Source organism: Streptomyces sp. AF1A (genome assembly GCF_047340315.1).
Classification (GTDB): domain Bacteria; phylum Actinomycetota; class Actinomycetes; order Streptomycetales; family Streptomycetaceae; genus Streptomyces.
Map to the genome: position 1 here is coordinate 1 of NZ_JBLEBI010000048.1, position 13,909 is coordinate 13,909.

12 protein-coding genes are annotated in these 13,909 nt (G+C 70.7%); 3 read left to right on the forward strand and 9 right to left on the reverse strand.

All coding sequences use genetic code 11. From position 1 onward, the window contains the following. Positions 1-157: 157 nt before the first annotated feature. The 3 genes from ACLU3S_RS16115 to thyX all read right to left on the reverse strand — a co-directional run bounded on the left by ACLU3S_RS16115 (position 158) and on the right by thyX (position 3,879). Entirely contained in the window at positions 158-1,843 is a 1,686-nt protein-coding gene (locus tag ACLU3S_RS16115) for a ribonuclease J (RefSeq protein ID WP_413952538.1), read from the reverse strand. Between the two features lie 175 nt (positions 1,844-2,018). Continuing rightward, positions 2,019-2,918, reverse strand: coding sequence for a 4-hydroxy-tetrahydrodipicolinate synthase (dapA, locus tag ACLU3S_RS16120; RefSeq protein WP_413952539.1), 900 nt, complete (start codon positions 2,916-2,918; stop codon positions 2,019-2,021). A gap of 211 nt (positions 2,919-3,129) precedes the next feature. Then, positions 3,130-3,879 carry an FAD-dependent thymidylate synthase gene (gene thyX, locus ACLU3S_RS16125; protein WP_413952540.1) on the reverse strand — a complete coding sequence of 250 codons (750 nt, stop codon included), beginning with the start codon at positions 3,877-3,879 and terminating at the stop codon, positions 3,130-3,132. 174 nt (positions 3,880-4,053) lie between these two features. Between thyX and ACLU3S_RS16130 the strand changes: the two genes are divergently transcribed. Both ACLU3S_RS16130 and ACLU3S_RS16135 read left to right on the forward strand, forming a co-directional pair. Beyond that, positions 4,054-4,314, forward strand: coding sequence for a hypothetical protein (locus ACLU3S_RS16130; RefSeq protein ID WP_413952541.1), 261 nt, complete (start codon positions 4,054-4,056; stop codon positions 4,312-4,314). An 87-nt stretch (positions 4,315-4,401) separates the two neighbouring features. Continuing rightward, positions 4,402-4,956, forward strand: a complete 555-nt coding sequence (locus ACLU3S_RS16135) for a hypothetical protein (protein ID WP_413952542.1) — start codon at positions 4,402-4,404, stop codon at positions 4,954-4,956. Between the two features lie 78 nt (positions 4,957-5,034). Here the strand turns inward: ACLU3S_RS16135 and ACLU3S_RS16140 are convergent, their stop codons facing one another. From ACLU3S_RS16140 to rpsO, 5 genes are all read right to left on the reverse strand, one after another. Continuing rightward, positions 5,035-5,487 (reverse strand): hypothetical protein, encoded by a 453-nt coding sequence (locus ACLU3S_RS16140; protein WP_413952543.1) that lies wholly within the window; start codon positions 5,485-5,487, stop codon positions 5,035-5,037. 13 nt (positions 5,488-5,500) lie between these two features. Further along, positions 5,501-6,253, reverse strand: a complete 753-nt coding sequence (gene dapB, locus ACLU3S_RS16145) for a 4-hydroxy-tetrahydrodipicolinate reductase (protein WP_413952544.1) — start codon at positions 6,251-6,253, stop codon at positions 5,501-5,503. Positions 6,254-6,295: 42 nt separating this feature from the next. Then, positions 6,296-7,675 (reverse strand): M16 family metallopeptidase, encoded by a 1,380-nt coding sequence (locus ACLU3S_RS16150; protein WP_413952545.1) that lies wholly within the window; start codon positions 7,673-7,675, stop codon positions 6,296-6,298. Next, positions 7,672-9,894: a polyribonucleotide nucleotidyltransferase gene (locus ACLU3S_RS16155; protein WP_413952546.1), complete on the reverse strand. Its 2,223-nt coding sequence runs from the start codon at positions 9,892-9,894 to the stop codon at positions 7,672-7,674. Before ACLU3S_RS16155 ends, ACLU3S_RS16150 begins: the two co-directional genes overlap by 4 nt. 292 nt (positions 9,895-10,186) lie before the next feature. Next, positions 10,187-10,474, reverse strand: coding sequence for a 30S ribosomal protein S15 (gene rpsO, locus ACLU3S_RS16160; RefSeq protein ID WP_003997419.1), 288 nt, complete (start codon positions 10,472-10,474; stop codon positions 10,187-10,189). Positions 10,475-10,744: 270 nt separating this feature from the next. Here rpsO and ACLU3S_RS16165 point away from each other — a divergent pair, with 270 nt between their 5' ends. Continuing rightward, positions 10,745-11,035: a DUF397 domain-containing protein gene (locus ACLU3S_RS16165; protein ID WP_413952547.1), complete on the forward strand. Its 291-nt coding sequence runs from the start codon at positions 10,745-10,747 to the stop codon at positions 11,033-11,035. 1,304 nt (positions 11,036-12,339) lie between these two features. Here ACLU3S_RS16165 and eccD read toward each other — a convergent pair. After that, the gene (gene eccD, locus ACLU3S_RS16170; RefSeq protein ID WP_413952566.1) at positions 12,340-13,842 is read right to left on the reverse strand and encodes a type VII secretion integral membrane protein EccD; all 1,503 of its coding nucleotides are present in this window, start codon (positions 13,840-13,842) and stop codon (positions 12,340-12,342) included. Between the last annotated feature and the right edge of the window lie 67 nt (positions 13,843-13,909).

Consider the following 13,909-nt stretch of genomic DNA (forward strand, 5'->3'; position numbering starts at 1 on the left):
GAGCCGGCTTTTCCACCCGCTCCGGGCACCAGTGTCCAGCGCGTGAAGTGCTGGGGTTCCCTGTCGGGCAGAGCCGTAAACGTACTGGAGCGGGGCGCCTCGATGCAAATCGAGGCGCCCCGCTCCCGGTGCGCGTCGGTCAGGGGCCGACGGGGCGTCACACCTCCACGACCACCGGCAGGATCATCGGCCTGCGGCGATAGGTGTCCGAGACCCACTTGCCCAGGGAGCGCCGGATGAGCTGCTGCAGCTGGTGGGGCTCCACAACGCCGTCCTGTGCCGAGCGCTCCAGGGCATCCGTGATCCTCGGGACGACGTCGGCGAAGGCGGAGTCCTCGATGCCGGAGCCACGGGCCTGGATGTGCGGACCACCGGTGATCTTGCCGGTGGAGGAGTCCACGACCACGAAGACCGAGATGATGCCCTCGTCGCCGAGGATCTTGCGGTCCTTGAGCGCCGGCTCGCCGACGTCGCCGACGGACAGGCCGTCGACGTAGACGTAACCGGCCTGGACCTTCCCGGAGATCTTGGCCTTGCCCTCGACCAGGTCCACCACCACGCCGTCCTCGGCGATGACGATGCGGTCGTGCGGGACGCCCGTCAGCGCGCCCAGCTCGGCGTTGGCACGCAGATGGCGCCATTCGCCGTGGACCGGCATCAGGTTCTTCGGGCGGCAGATGTTGTAGAAGTACAGCAGCTCGCCCGCAGACGCATGGCCGGATACGTGCACCTTGGCGTTGCCCTTGTGGACGACGTTGGCGCCCCAGCGGGTCAGGCCGTTGATCACGCGGTAGACCGCGTTCTCGTTCCCGGGGATCAGCGAGGAGGCGAGGATGACCGTGTCGCCCTCGACGATGCGGATCTGGTGGTCGCGGTTCGCCATGCGGGACAGGGCGGCCATCGGCTCGCCCTGGGATCCCGTGCACACCAGGACCACCTCGTCGTCGGGGAGGTCGTCCAGCGTCCTGACGTCGACCACCAGGCCCGGCGGGACCTTCAGGTAGCCGAGGTCGCGGGCGATGCCCATGTTGCGGACCATGGACCGGCCGACGAAGGCGACCCGGCGGCCGTACTCGTGGGCCGCGTCCAGGATCTGCTGGATGCGGTGGACGTGGCTGGCGAAGCTCGCCACGATGATCCGCTTGCGGGCGCCGGCGAAGACCTGGCGCAGCACGTTGGAGATGTCGCGCTCGTGCGCGGTGAAGCCCGGGACCTCCGCGTTCGTGGAGTCGGCGAGCAGGAGGTCGATGCCCTCCTCGCTCAGCCGGGCGAAGGCGTGCAGGTCGGTGAGGCGGTTGTCCAGCGGGAGCTGGTCCATCTTGAAGTCGCCGGTGTGCACCGCCATGCCCGCCGGGGTGCGGATGGCGACGGCCAGGGCGTCCGGGATGGAGTGGTTGACGGCGATGAACTCGCAGTCGAAGGGGCCGATGCGCTCGCGGTTCCCCTCGGCCACCTCAAGGGTGTACGGGCGGATCCGGTGCTCCTGGAGCTTGGCCTCGATGAGGGCGAGGGTCAGCTTGGAGCCGATCAGCGGGATGTCCGGCTTCTCGCGGAGCAGGAAGGGGACGCCGCCGATGTGGTCCTCGTGACCGTGGGTGAGGACGATGCCCTCGACGTCGTCGAGACGGTCCCGGATGGACGAGAAGTCCGGCAGGATCAGGTCGATTCCGGGCTGCTCCTCCTCGGGGAAGAGCACTCCGCAGTCGACGATCAGCAGGCGGCCGCCGTACTCGAAGACCGTCATGTTCCGGCCGATTTCACCGAGGCCGCCGAGTGGGGTGACCCGCAGGCCGCCCTCGGGGAGCGGCGGGGGCGGACCGAGTTCAGGATGCGGATGACTCAAAAGACTCTCCTCAACCATGCGCGCCACGTACCGGTACGGCACGTGGCGCGCATGACGTTCGTGCGGAAGCAGTTGTCGTTGTGGGGTGCGGGCACCGGTGGCCCGCGTATGCGGTTGTTCTTCAGTTGTGAAGTCTGTGGAGCCGGCCGGGCTCGGGTGGTGCGAAGTCTGTTGTCTAGAGCTGTACCCCGCCGGCGGCAAGATCGATCTTGAGCTGCGCGATCTCCTCGGGCGAGCACTCGACCATGGGCGGGCGCAGCGGTCCGGCGGGCAGGCCCTGCAGGGCGAGCGCGGCCTTGGTGGTCATGACGCCCTGGGTGCGGAACATGCCGGTGTAGACCGGGAGCAGCTTCTGGTGGATCTCGGTGGCCTTGACGACGTCACCGGAGACGTACGCGTCGACGAGGGCACGCAGGTCGGGGGTGACCAGGTGGCCGACGACCGAGACGAAGCCGACCGCCCCCACGGAGAGCAGGGGCAGGTTCAGCATGTCGTCGCCGGAGTACCAGGCGAGACCGGACTGGGCGACGGCCCAGCTCGCGCGCCCGAGGTCGCCCTTGGCGTCCTTGTTGGCGACGATCCTCGGGTGCTCGGCGAGGCGGACGAGCGTCTCGGTGTTGATCGGGACGCCGCTGCGGCCGGGGATGTCGTAGAGCATGACCGGCAGCCCGGTGGTGTCCGCGACGGCCGTGAAGTGCCGGTACAGCCCCTCCTGCGGGGGCTTGTTGTAGTACGGCGTGACGACCAGCAGGCCGTGGGCGCCGACCCGCTCGGCCTCGCGTGCCAGCTCGATGCTGTGGTGGGTGTCGTTGGTGCCGACGCCGGCGACGACGTGGGCGCGGTCGCCGACGGCTTCCAGGACGGCTCGTACGAGGTCCGATTTCTCCGCGTCGCTCGTGGTGGGGGACTCGCCGGTGGTGCCGTTGATGATCAGGCCGTCGTTGCCCGCGTCCACCAGGTGGGTGGCGAGCCGCTGCGCGCCGTCGAGGTCAAGTGCGCCGTCCGCCGTGAAGGGCGTGACCATGGCGGTGAGGACCCGCCCGAAGGGGGTCTGCGGAGTCGAGGTCGGAGCCATGGGTAACACGCTACTCGGTGCTCAATCCGGGGTCTGCCCTTGGGGTGCCGGGTAAGTCAGGACAAATGTGGAGCCCGGCACTGCCTGCTCGGGGGTTCAAGCAGTGCCGGGTCCGTCTGATCAGGCTAGATGAACTTCTCCAAATGCCGCAATACGGACACTTCGCGAGGCTGATCCGGACACCCGTTCCCGCTGGGGGAACAGAGCTTCGTCACGGGGCCACACGCCCGTTCGCGTTGTAGGCGGCGTGCGTCAACGGCATGAGCTTCGCCCACTCCGCCTCCATCTTCTCGGCGACCATCTCGATCTCCCGCTGCGGGAAGGAGGGCACCTTGGCCAGCTCGTGCTGGGTGCGCAGGCCGAGGAAGTGCATCAGGGAGCGGGCGTTGCAGGTGGCGTACATCGAGGAGTACAGGCCGACGGGGAGGGCCGCACGGGCGACCTCGCGAGCGACTCCCTCGGCGAGCATCTTCTGGTAGGCCGCGTACGCCTGCTCGTACGACTCCCGCAGCGTGCTGCTCACGGCCTCGTGCTGGGCCGGGGTGCCCTCGACGAAGACGTACTTGCCGGGTCGGCCCTCCTGCACGAGCTTGCGGTCGGGGCCGGGGACGTAGAAGACCGGCTGGAGCTCCCGGTAACGGCCGGACTCCTCGTTGTACGACCAGCCGACCCGGTGCCGCATGAACTCGCGGAAGACGAAGATCGGGGCGCTGATGAAGAACGTCATCGAGTTGTGCTCGAACGGGCTGCCGTGCCGGTCGCGCATCAGGAAGTTGATCAGGCCCTTGGAGCGCTCGGGGTCCTTCTTCAGCTCGTCCAGGGACTGCTCGCCGGCGGTGGAGACGCGAGCGGCGAAGAGGACGTCTGCGTCCGACGCGCTGGACTTCACCAGCTCGACGGTGACGTCGCTGCGGAACGTGAGCGACTCGGGCGTGGTCACGGGGGTCTGGGTCCTTCCCATCACTTGTGGTTCGCGCCCACCTTACGGGGCACCCGCCGGGGCCCTGGCAGCACCTCGCCTCACAAAACGCACCCGTGATTTTTTCGGACATGGGCACCTTTTGTGTCACTCGAGCGTCTGTACAGGTGAAGCCCCCACGTTCGAGACGAAAGCCGGAAAGGAGAGGCAAGAGCAATGTTCCTCCCCCAGCCGCCGCAGGGAGGGTCCCGCGGCGAGCCCGTGCCCTTTGCCTTCCTCGCCGAAGCCGACGGGTTCCGCAGCAACGTGGCTCCCCCGCCGCGGCGGCGCGCGTCCTTCCATGAGACGGCCGGGCGCTGGCTGCTGGGTCTGACCGTCGTGGCCGGGCTCGTGGGCTCCCTGATCCTCGGCATGCCGGCACTGTCCACGCCGTCCAGTCCGCCGGCGCAGCAGTCCCAGGCGTCGCAGGGTCGCTGACCCTTCCGGCCGCTCAGGGCTGGTGAGCGGAAACCTGGCCGGATAGCCTCACCGCACAGCCCCGCAAGGACCGAGTGAGGACCAGCCGTGCCCCTGCCCTTCCTGACGGCCGACCGCACCTTCGAGGCGGCCTCCGAGAGCGCACTCCCGTATGACGACCGGGACCGCTGGCGGCGCCCCTACCGGCCCGGGCCCTGGCGGGTGGGCCTGGCCGCGCTGTGGCTGCTGCTCGCCTCGTTCGTGATGTTCGCGGCCGTGCTCACCGCCCTGACCGGCTCGCTGTCCTCTGCCGGAACGATTCTGGGCGGGGGTCTGCTGATCATCGTGGGCGCGCTGCGACTGCTGCGCATGGGCGTGTGGGTGAGCGCTCGCGGGCTGCGCCAGGTGGGCTTCCTCACGACGCGTACGGTCCCGTGGGCGCGCGTGGTCTCGGTGCGGACGGTGCAGCAACCGGTGCGCTGGCTGGGGCTGCCACGCACGGTGCAGGGGCAGGCGCTGGCGCTCCTGCGTAAGGACCGGGCCCCCGCGGACACGCCACCGCTGCTGACCACGCACACCCTGGACTTCCTGGGACGCCCGGCCGCGTTCGACCGGGCCGCGGACATGGTGGAGGCGTGGGCGGCGGAGTGCGGACGCGGCTGACGTCGCCGAACCGGCGCCGCGCCGGGGGTGCGCGGCCGCCCCTCGCCGCGGCTTCGTCATGGTGCCCCTTCGGGGCGCTCAGGCCCGTGTCGGCCTGCCGTCGTGCAGAGCGATGGCCCGTTGCATGGCCTTGCGGGCGCGGGGGGTGTCGCGGGCGTCGTGGTAGGCCACGGCGAGCCGGAACCAGCAGCGCCAGTCGTCGGGGGACGCCTCGGTCTCGGCCTTGCGCTTGGCGAAGACCTCGTCGGCCGAGTCGCGGTCGATCCGGCCGCTGGGGGTGCGCCTGAGCTCGTCCACGGGCAGGCCGCCCTCGGCGTCGAGCTCGGCGGCGAGCCGGTTCGCGTTGCGGACGAACTGGGTGTTCTTCCACAGGAACCACAGTCCGATGACCGGCAGGATCAGCACCGCGACCCCGAAGGTGACGGTGAGGGCCGTGCCGGACTGGATGAGCATCACGCCGCGGCTGCCGACCAGGGCGAAGTAGAAGACCAGGACGGCGGCCGTGACGAGGTAGGTGATCTTCGCGCGCATCGCAGGGACTGTCTCAGTTCAGATCCAGGAAGTGCTCCAGGCCGAAGGTCAGGCCGGGAGTGGTCACCACGCGGCGGGCGCCGAGCAGGATGCCCGGCATGAAGCTGCTGTGGTGCAGGGAGTCGTGGCGGATGGTGAGGGTCTCGCCCTCGCCGCCGAGCAGCACCTCCTGGTGGGCCAGGAGGCCGCGCAGACGGACGGCATGCACCGGGACGCCGTCCACGTCGGCGCCCCGCGCGCCGTCCAGGGCGGTGACCGTGGCGTCCGGCGCCGGGGCGGTGCCGGCCGCGCGGCGGGCCTCGGCGATGAGCTGCGCGGTGCGCGTGGCCGTACCGCTCGGGGCGTCCACCTTGCTGGGGTGGTGCAGCTCGACGACCTCGACGGACTCGAAGTAGGGCGCGGCGAGCTGGGCGAACTTCATGGTCAGCACGGCCCCGATGGAGAAGTTCGGGGCGATGAGCACGCCGGTCTGCGGGGACTGGGCGAGCCAGCCCTTCAGCTGCGCGAGGCGCTCCTCGGTCCAGCCGGTCGTGCCGACGACCGCGTGGATGCCGTGGCGCACGCAGAAGTCGAGGTTTCCCATGACCGAGCCGGGGGTGGTCAGTTCGACGGCGACCTGGGCACCGGTCTCCGCCAGGGACTCCAGCTTGTCGCCCCGCCCGAGGGCGGCGACCAGCTCCATGTCCTCGGCGGCCTCGACCGCCCTGGCCGCCTCGGACCCGATCCGGCCCTTGGCTCCGAGGACCGCCACGCGCAGCTTGCTCATGTGTTGCTTCCTTACGACTAGCGAATCCGACGACGGAGGGGGTCAGGCGACGGCGTCGTGCAGCCGTGCGGCCTGTTTGTCCTTCAGCGGGCCGATGACCGACAGCGACGGGCGCTGTCCCAGGATGTCGCGGGCGACCGCGCGGACCTCGTCCGGGGTCACCGCGGCTATCCGGGCCAGCATGTCGTCGACGGACATCTGCTCGCCCCAGCACAGCTCGCTCTTGCCGATACGGTTCATCAGCGCGCCGGTGTCCTCCAGCCCCAGCACGGTGGAGCCCTGGAGCTGGCCGATGGCGCGCCCGATCTCGTCGTCGGACAGGCCGTTGGCGGCGACGTGGTCGAGTTCGTCGCGGCAGATCTTCAGCACGTCGTGCACCTGGCTCGGACGGCAGCCGGCGTAGACGCCGAACAGGCCGCAGTCGGCGAAGCCGGAGGTGTACGAGTACACGCTGTAGGCGAGGCCGCGCTTCTCCCGGACCTCCTGGAAGAGCCGGGAGGACATGCCTCCGCCGAGGGCGGTGTTGAGCACGCCCATGGCCCAGCGGCGGTCGTCGGTGCGGGCGAGGCCCGGCATGCCGAGCACGACGTGGGCCTGCTCGGTCTTGCGGGCGAGCAGTTCCACCTTGCCGGACGCGCGGATCGTACGGCGGCCGCCGCGCGGTTCGACGGGCTGGGCGCCGGGCTCCTTGAGGGCGCCCGCCTTCTCGAAGGCCGCGCGGACCTGTCGTACGACCTTGTTGTGGTCGATGTTGCCGGCGCAGGCGACCACGAGGTGGGTCGGGTCGTAGTGCTTGCGGTAGAAGCGGCGGATGCGGTCGGCGGTGAGGGCGTTGACCGTGTCCACGGTGCCGAGGACGGGGCGGCCGAGGGCGTTGTCGCCGAACATCGTGTGCGCGAACAGGTCGTGCACGCAGTCGCCCGGGTCGTCCTCGGTCATCGCGATCTCTTCCAGGATCGCGCCGCGCTCGACGTTGACGTCCTCCTCGAGGATCAGCGAGCCGGTCAGCATGTCGCAGACGACGTCGATGGCGAGCGGCAGGTCGGTGTCGAGCACGCGCGCGTAGTAGCACGTGTACTCCTTCGCCGTGAACGCGTTCATCTCGCCGCCGACGGCGTCGATGGCGGAGGAGATGTCCAGGGCGCTGCGCCTGGAGGTGCCCTTGAAGAGCAGGTGCTCCAGGTAGTGCGTGGCGCCGTTCAGGGCCGAGGTCTCGTCGCGGGAGCCGACGTGCGCCCAGATGCCGAAGGTGGCGGAGCGCACCGAGGGCAGGGTCTCGGTGACGATGCGCAGACCGCCGGGGAGGGTGGTCTTGCGCACGGTGCCGATGCCGCCCGTGCCCTTGATGAGGGTTTGGGTACGGGCGACGGCCCGCGCCTCCGAGGAGGGGCGGGCCGTCGCCTTCGAGCTACGGGACGTCACTGGTCGGCGTCGTCCTTGTTCTCGTCGTTGCCGCCTTCTTCGCCCTCGATCACGGGGACGAGGGACAGCTTGCCGCGGGAGTCGATCTCGGCGATCTCGACCTGGACCTTCTGGCCCACGCCGACGACGTCCTCGACGTTCTCCACGCGCTTGCCGCCGGCCAGCTTGCGGATCTGCGAGATGTGCAGCAGACCGTCCTTGCCGGGCAGCAGGGAGACGAACGCACCGAAGGTGGTCGTCTTCACGACCGTGCCCAGGTAGCGCTCGCCGACCTCGGGCATCGTCGGGTTGGCGATGCCGTTGATCGTGGCGCGGGCGGCCTCCGCCGAGGGACCGTCGGCGGCACCGATGTAGATCGTGCCGTCGTCCTCGATGGTGATCTCGGCGCCCGTGTCCTCCTGGATCTGGTTGATCATCTTGCCCTTGGGGCCGATGACCTCGCCGATCTTGTCGACCGGGATCTTGACGGTGATGATCCGCGGGGCGTGCGGGCTCATCTCGTCGGGCCGGTCGATGGCCTCCATCATCACGTCGAGGATGTGCAGGCGCGCGTCGCGGGCCTGCTTGAGGGCCGCGGCGAGGACGGAGGCCGGGATGCCGTCCAGCTTGGTGTCGAGCTGGAGGGCGGTCACGAAGTCCTTCGTGCCGGCGACCTTGAAGTCCATGTCGCCGAAGGCGTCCTCGGCGCCGAGGATGTCGGTGAGGGTGACGTAGTGCGTCTCGCCCTCGATCTCCTGGGAGATCAGGCCCATGGCGATACCGGCGACCGGGGCCTTCAGCGGCACACCGGCGTTCAGCAGCGACATGGTGGAGGCGCACACCGAGCCCATGGACGTCGAACCGTTGGAGCCGAGGGCCTCGGACACCTGACGGATCGCGTACGGGAACTCCTCGCGCGAGGGCAGCACCGGCAGGAGGGCGCGCTCGGCGAGGGCGCCGTGGCCGATCTCGCGGCGCTTCGGGGAGCCGACGCGGCCGGTCTCACCGGTGGAGTACGGCGGGAAGTTGTAGTTGTGCATGTAGCGCTTGCGGGTCACCGGGGAGAGGGTGTCCAGCTGCTGCTCCATGCGGAGCATGTTGAGGGTGGTGACGCCCAGGATCTGGGTCTCGCCACGCTCGAACAGCGCGGAACCGTGCACCCGCGGGATGGCCTCGACCTCGGCGGCCAGGGTGCGGATGTCGGTGACACCGCGGCCGTCGATGCGCTTCTTCTCCTTGATGACGCGCTCGCGGACCAGGGTCTTGGTCAGCGAGCGGTACGCGGCGGAGATCTCCTTCTCGCGGCCCTCGAACTCCGGCAGGAGCTTCTCGGCCGCGAGACCCTTGACGCGGTCCAGCTCGGCCTCGCGCTCCTGCTTGCCGGCGATGGTGAGCGCCTGGGCGAGCTCGGGCTTGACCGCCGCGGTCAGGGCCTCCAGGACGTCGTCCTGGTAGTCCAGGAAGATCGGGAACTCGCCGGTGGGCTTGGCGGCCTTGGCCGCGAGGTCGCCCTGGGCGCGGCACAGGACCTTGATGAAGGGCTTGGCGGCCTCCAGACCGGCGGCGACGACCTCCTCGGTCGGCGCCTCGGCACCGCCCTCGACCAGCTTGATGGTCTTGTCGGTGGCCTCGGCCTCGACCATCATGATCGCGACGTCGCCGTCCTCCAGGACGCGGCCCGCGACGACCATGTCGAAGACGGCGTCCTCGAGCTCGGTGTGCGTGGGGAACGCGACCCACTGGCCGCGGACCAGCGCGACGCGGACGCCGCCGATCGGGCCGGAGAAGGGCAGGCCGGCCAGCTGCGTGGACGCGGACGCGGCGTTGATCGCCACGACGTCGTACAGGTGGTCGGGGTTGAGCGCCATGACCGTGCAGACGACCTGGATCTCGTTGCGCAGGCCCTTCTTGAAGGACGGGCGCAGCGGGCGGTCGATGAGCCGGCAGGTGAGGATCGCGTCCTCGGAGGGGCGGCCCTCACGGCGGAAGAAGCTGCCGGGGATCTTGCCGGCGGCGTACATCCGCTCCTCGACGTCCACCGTGAGCGGGAAGAAGTCGAGCTGGTCCTTGGGGTTCTTGGAGGCGGTGGTGGCCGACAGCACCATGGTGTCGTCGTCCAGGTACGCCACGGCGGAGCCGGCGGCCTGCTTGGCCAGGCGGCCCGTCTCGAATCGGATGGTACGGGTGCCGAAGGCGCCATTGTCGATGACGGCTTCGGCGTAGTGGGTCTCGTTCTCCACTAGCGTTTTCTCCTCGTCCTCGTCCCGGGCTGCCCGTGTGGCAGGGGGACGGTGGTGGAGAAGCGCTCCTTCTGGTGCGGGCCGGTCTTCGATCGAAGCACCCGGGGTTCGCTCCCCCGGGGGCCACTACCGAGGACCGGCGGCGGCGAGGCGCGCTTCTCCTCGTACTGTGTCGTGCGTCTTGCGTTGTGCTACCACACTACAAAGCGTGAGTGACACTCCGCATGTTTCCGCACGTACGGCAAAGGGAGCGGCCCCCGATCGTCTCGGGAACCGCTCCCTTCACGGTGTCCTACTTGGCGCCCGCCGCACCGCGGCGGATGCCCAGGCGGTCGACCAGCGCGCGGAAGCGCTGGATGTCCTTCTTCGCCAGGTACTGCAGCAGGCGACGGCGCTGACCGACCAGGATCAGCAGACCGCGGCGGGAGTGGTGGTCGTGCTTGTGGGTCTTGAGGTGCTCCGTCAGGTCGGAGATCCGACGGGACAGCAGAGCGACCTGGACCTCGGGGGAGCCGGTGTCACCCTCCTTGGTACCGAACTCGGCGATGATCTGCTTCTTCGTAGCGGCGTCGAGCGACACGCGTACTCCTCGTTGTCCGTGACTGCCACCGAGTGCCCCCGGTCTTCATCTCGGGGGAGCTTCCGTTACTCGGGAGGCGGGATCCGCTGGGCGCGGCCTCCAGAGCCTTCGCTGAGGGCTCCGGGGGTGCGTACACAAACGGCCGTCACACAGGGTACCAGGAGGTTGCCGGCGCCTTTCCCCCGCCGGCGAACCGCCCGCCCCGGCTCCGGGCGGCCACTAGGGTGAGCGCCGGGACCGTACGTGACGTCGGGAAGGGGTCGCTGCACGATGGCGGAAACCGAAGCGGAGATCAAGGCGCGCAAGGAACGGGAGCGGGACGAGCTGTACGGGCTCGACATCTCGGGCGTCGAGTGGCACTGCGCCCCGGGCACGGAGGAGCACGAGGAGCGCGTCGAGATCGCGTACCTGCCCGGCGGCGCGGTCGCGATGCGGTCCTCGCTCGACCCGGACACCGTGCTGCGCTACACCGAGGCGGAGTGGCGGGCGTTCGTCCTGGGGGCCCGGGACGGGGAGTTCGATCTGAAGCCGGCGGAGCACGGCGGCGGGCCCGGGGAGTGACGGCGGGCGAGAAGGGCGGCACGCGCGCGTGCCGCCCTTCGGCGTTTCCGTGCTTGAGTCCCGGTTCGGGCGCCAGCGCCTGAGTCCCGGTTCGGGGGCCAGCGCCTGAGTTCCTGGTCCGCGGGTCAGTGTTGCGCGTCCGGGTTTCGCGGTCAGTGCTTCAGTCCGGCGGTGCCGATACCGAGCACCGAGCACCTCGTCGCAGACGCCGTTCCGAGGGGAGTCGGCGTGCCCGCGCTCGACGACGACGGCGGTCCGGTCGTCGGCGGTGACGTCGCGGCTGACGGCGCAGACGTGGCCGCCCAGGTTCAGGGTCCATGCCGTGGCATGCCAGTCGGGATAGGGCTCGATCCTGTAGCCCTCGATCCGGTCGGCGAGGGCGCGCGCGACGATCTTGCGCGTCGCCCAGGTGGCGGGCGCGAACCGCTGCTGCTTGCCGGTGAGACCGCCCTCGTTGTGCTGGACGACGACCTGTCCCTCCGGAGAGACGGGTGCCCGCTCCACGCTCTCACGTACGGCGTCCGCGGCCTGCCGGACCGCCTTGGCGTCGGTCCGTCCCTTCGCCCCGTCGCCCGAGTGGTACCAGAGCAGACCCGCGACGAGGCACACGACGGCGGCCACCGCCCCGGCGCCCACGCCGAGGACGCGTCTGCGGCGCCTGGTCCGCGACTGGTCGGCCGCCAGCGCGGACTGCGTGTACATGGACGGGGGCGGGCCGAAGCTCACGCTGAGGGGTCCTTTCGGGCGTGGCGGAACGGATCGTGGGCGACTGCGCCAGGGCGGGTCTTCCCGGGTGCGTGGACGAGGCCGAGGCGCCCCGGCGGCGAGCAGGGCAGGGTGGGGCGGGGCGGGAGTTGGCGCATCGGCGACGAGGCACGCGCAGGGCGGGGCAGGACCGGCACACCGGCAACGACGCACGCGCAGGGCGGGGCAGGGACCGGCACACCCGCAACGAGACACCCGCACGGCCGGGCAAGAGTTGGCGCACCGGCAACGGGGCACGCGCAGAGCGGGAGTTGGCGCACCGGCAACGAGACCCGCGTACAGCCGGGCAAGAGCCGGCACACCGGAAACGAGACCCACGCACGGCCGGGCAAGAGCCGACACACCGGCGACGAGACCGCGCCCGGCAGACGTCGGCACACCGGCAACGAGGCACGCGCAGGGCCGTCCGGAGGGCGCCGGGGGAATCCCTTCTCCCGCCCAGGCGGTGAGGGATGCCCCCAGCGAGGGTCTCTACGGCCGGTGAGCCGCCCTGCTCGGGGTGGTGCCGGGCCGCGCGTCCCGGTGGCACCCCGTGCGGCTCATTTGCTGGTCATGGCCCGCGCGGTCGCGTACACGTCGAAGACCGCGAGGGTCAGCGGGATCAGCGTCAACAGCACGAAGCCCTCGCAGATCTCCAGGAAGCGGCCCCAGAACGGGGTCAGTCCGCCGCGCGGCAGGATCAGGCCCAGGGCCGTCACCACGGCGGTGGCCACGGCGATGGCCGCGATCAGCCAGATGGTGCGGATGTCGAGGTCGGTGCGGTCGCCGGTGAGGGCCGCGCGCATCACGTCCTGCGGCGGGTTGAGGGCGAGGCCGAGGCCCAGCAGGACCAGCGCGGCGAGGCCGGCGGCCAGGACGGGGGCGACCTGAGCGGTGTACCGGAACAGGCCGGCGCGCATCAGCATCGCCACCCCGGTGGCCAGCGCCAGCAGTTGGGCCCAGACGTCGTCGGAGAAGCCCAGCACCGCCGAGCCGCCGACGGCGAGCAGCGCGCAGCCGCCGACCAGCCCGACGAGGAGTTCGTGGCCGCGCCGGGCCTGCGCCCCGATGCGCTCGGTGTCCACGGACTCCTGCCCTGCGGACTCGGTGCCGTAGCCGGACCGGGGGGCGTTGCCGCTGGGGTTCTCGAAGCCGATCGGCAGCCGGGCGAAGCGCATGGACATGCCGGGCAGGAAGGCGAGGGCGCCGACCGCGACGGGCGCGCACACTCCGGCCATCTCGGTCGCGGACCAGTGCGTGAGGGTCGCGACGAAGACGACGACCAAGGCGACCGCCGAGGCGAACACGAAGGCGACGAACGGGCCGTCGCCCTGCGGGGAGCACAGGGTGAGGATCAGGGCGGCGACGAGGACGGCCGCGCACGCGAGCAGGAACTGCAGTCTGCCGATGCCCTCCCCGCCGCTCAGCGGCAGCAGCCCGCTGCCGGCGACGCCGATGTTGGGCAGCGCGCCGAGGCCGAGGGCGACGGCCGAGCCGCGGTCGTCGTAGACGCGGGCGCGGACCGCGGAGAGCACGACCAGGAGGATGCCGGTGACGGCGGCGAGGATGCCCGCCAGACCGTGCATGTCGTGGCCCGGGTCGGCGGTCCAGGCGACGAACGCGAGCAGCGCCGGCAGCACACCGCCACCGACCAGGCCCGCGGCCCGCGTCAGGTCGCCGCTCCACAGCTTGTGCTGCGTGGTGACGGCGGAGGCGACGGCCTCGGCGACATCGTCGACGACGGCCGGCGGAAGGGACTCCGCGAACGGCCGCAGGATGAGCAGTTCACCATCGAGAATCCGCTGGGCGGCGAAGGAGCGGGCGCTGTCCAGCACGATGCCGTCGGTGCGGACGAGGTGGTAGCCGACCGGGGCGCCCGCCTCGGGGCTCTGCTGGGACAACCGGAGGATCTCCGGACAGAGGTCGGCGACCGGGACGTCGTCGGGCAGCGCCACGTCGATGCGGCTGTCCGGCGCGACGATGGTGACCCGGCAGAAGCCGAGTCCGGTGCCGGACCCGGAAGGCGCTCCCGTCCCGGGTCCGCCGGTGGCGGCGGCCGTCATGCTCACCTGCTGCTCCCCCTCAGTGGTGGTGGTGCGTCTACTTCGTGAAGGTCTCGTGCCGGTGCAC

Coding starts and splice junctions, on each gene's coding strand:
- dapA (WP_413952539.1), bottom strand. CDS start 2,918: ATGGCTCCGACCTCGACTCCGCAGACCCCCTTCGGGCGGGTCCTCACC.
- ACLU3S_RS16130 (WP_413952541.1), top strand. CDS start 4,054: ATGTTCCTCCCCCAGCCGCCGCAGGGAGGGTCCCGCGGCGAGCCCGTG.
- ACLU3S_RS16140 (WP_413952543.1), bottom strand. CDS start 5,487: ATGCGCGCGAAGATCACCTACCTCGTCACGGCCGCCGTCCTGGTCTTC.
- thyX (WP_413952540.1), bottom strand. CDS start 3,879: ATGGGAAGGACCCAGACCCCCGTGACCACGCCCGAGTCGCTCACGTTC.
- eccD (WP_413952566.1), bottom strand. CDS start 13,842: ATGACGGCCGCCGCCACCGGCGGACCCGGGACGGGAGCGCCTTCCGGG.
- dapB (WP_413952544.1), bottom strand. CDS start 6,253: ATGAGCAAGCTGCGCGTGGCGGTCCTCGGAGCCAAGGGCCGGATCGGG.
- ACLU3S_RS16165 (WP_413952547.1), top strand. CDS start 10,745: ATGGCGGAAACCGAAGCGGAGATCAAGGCGCGCAAGGAACGGGAGCGG.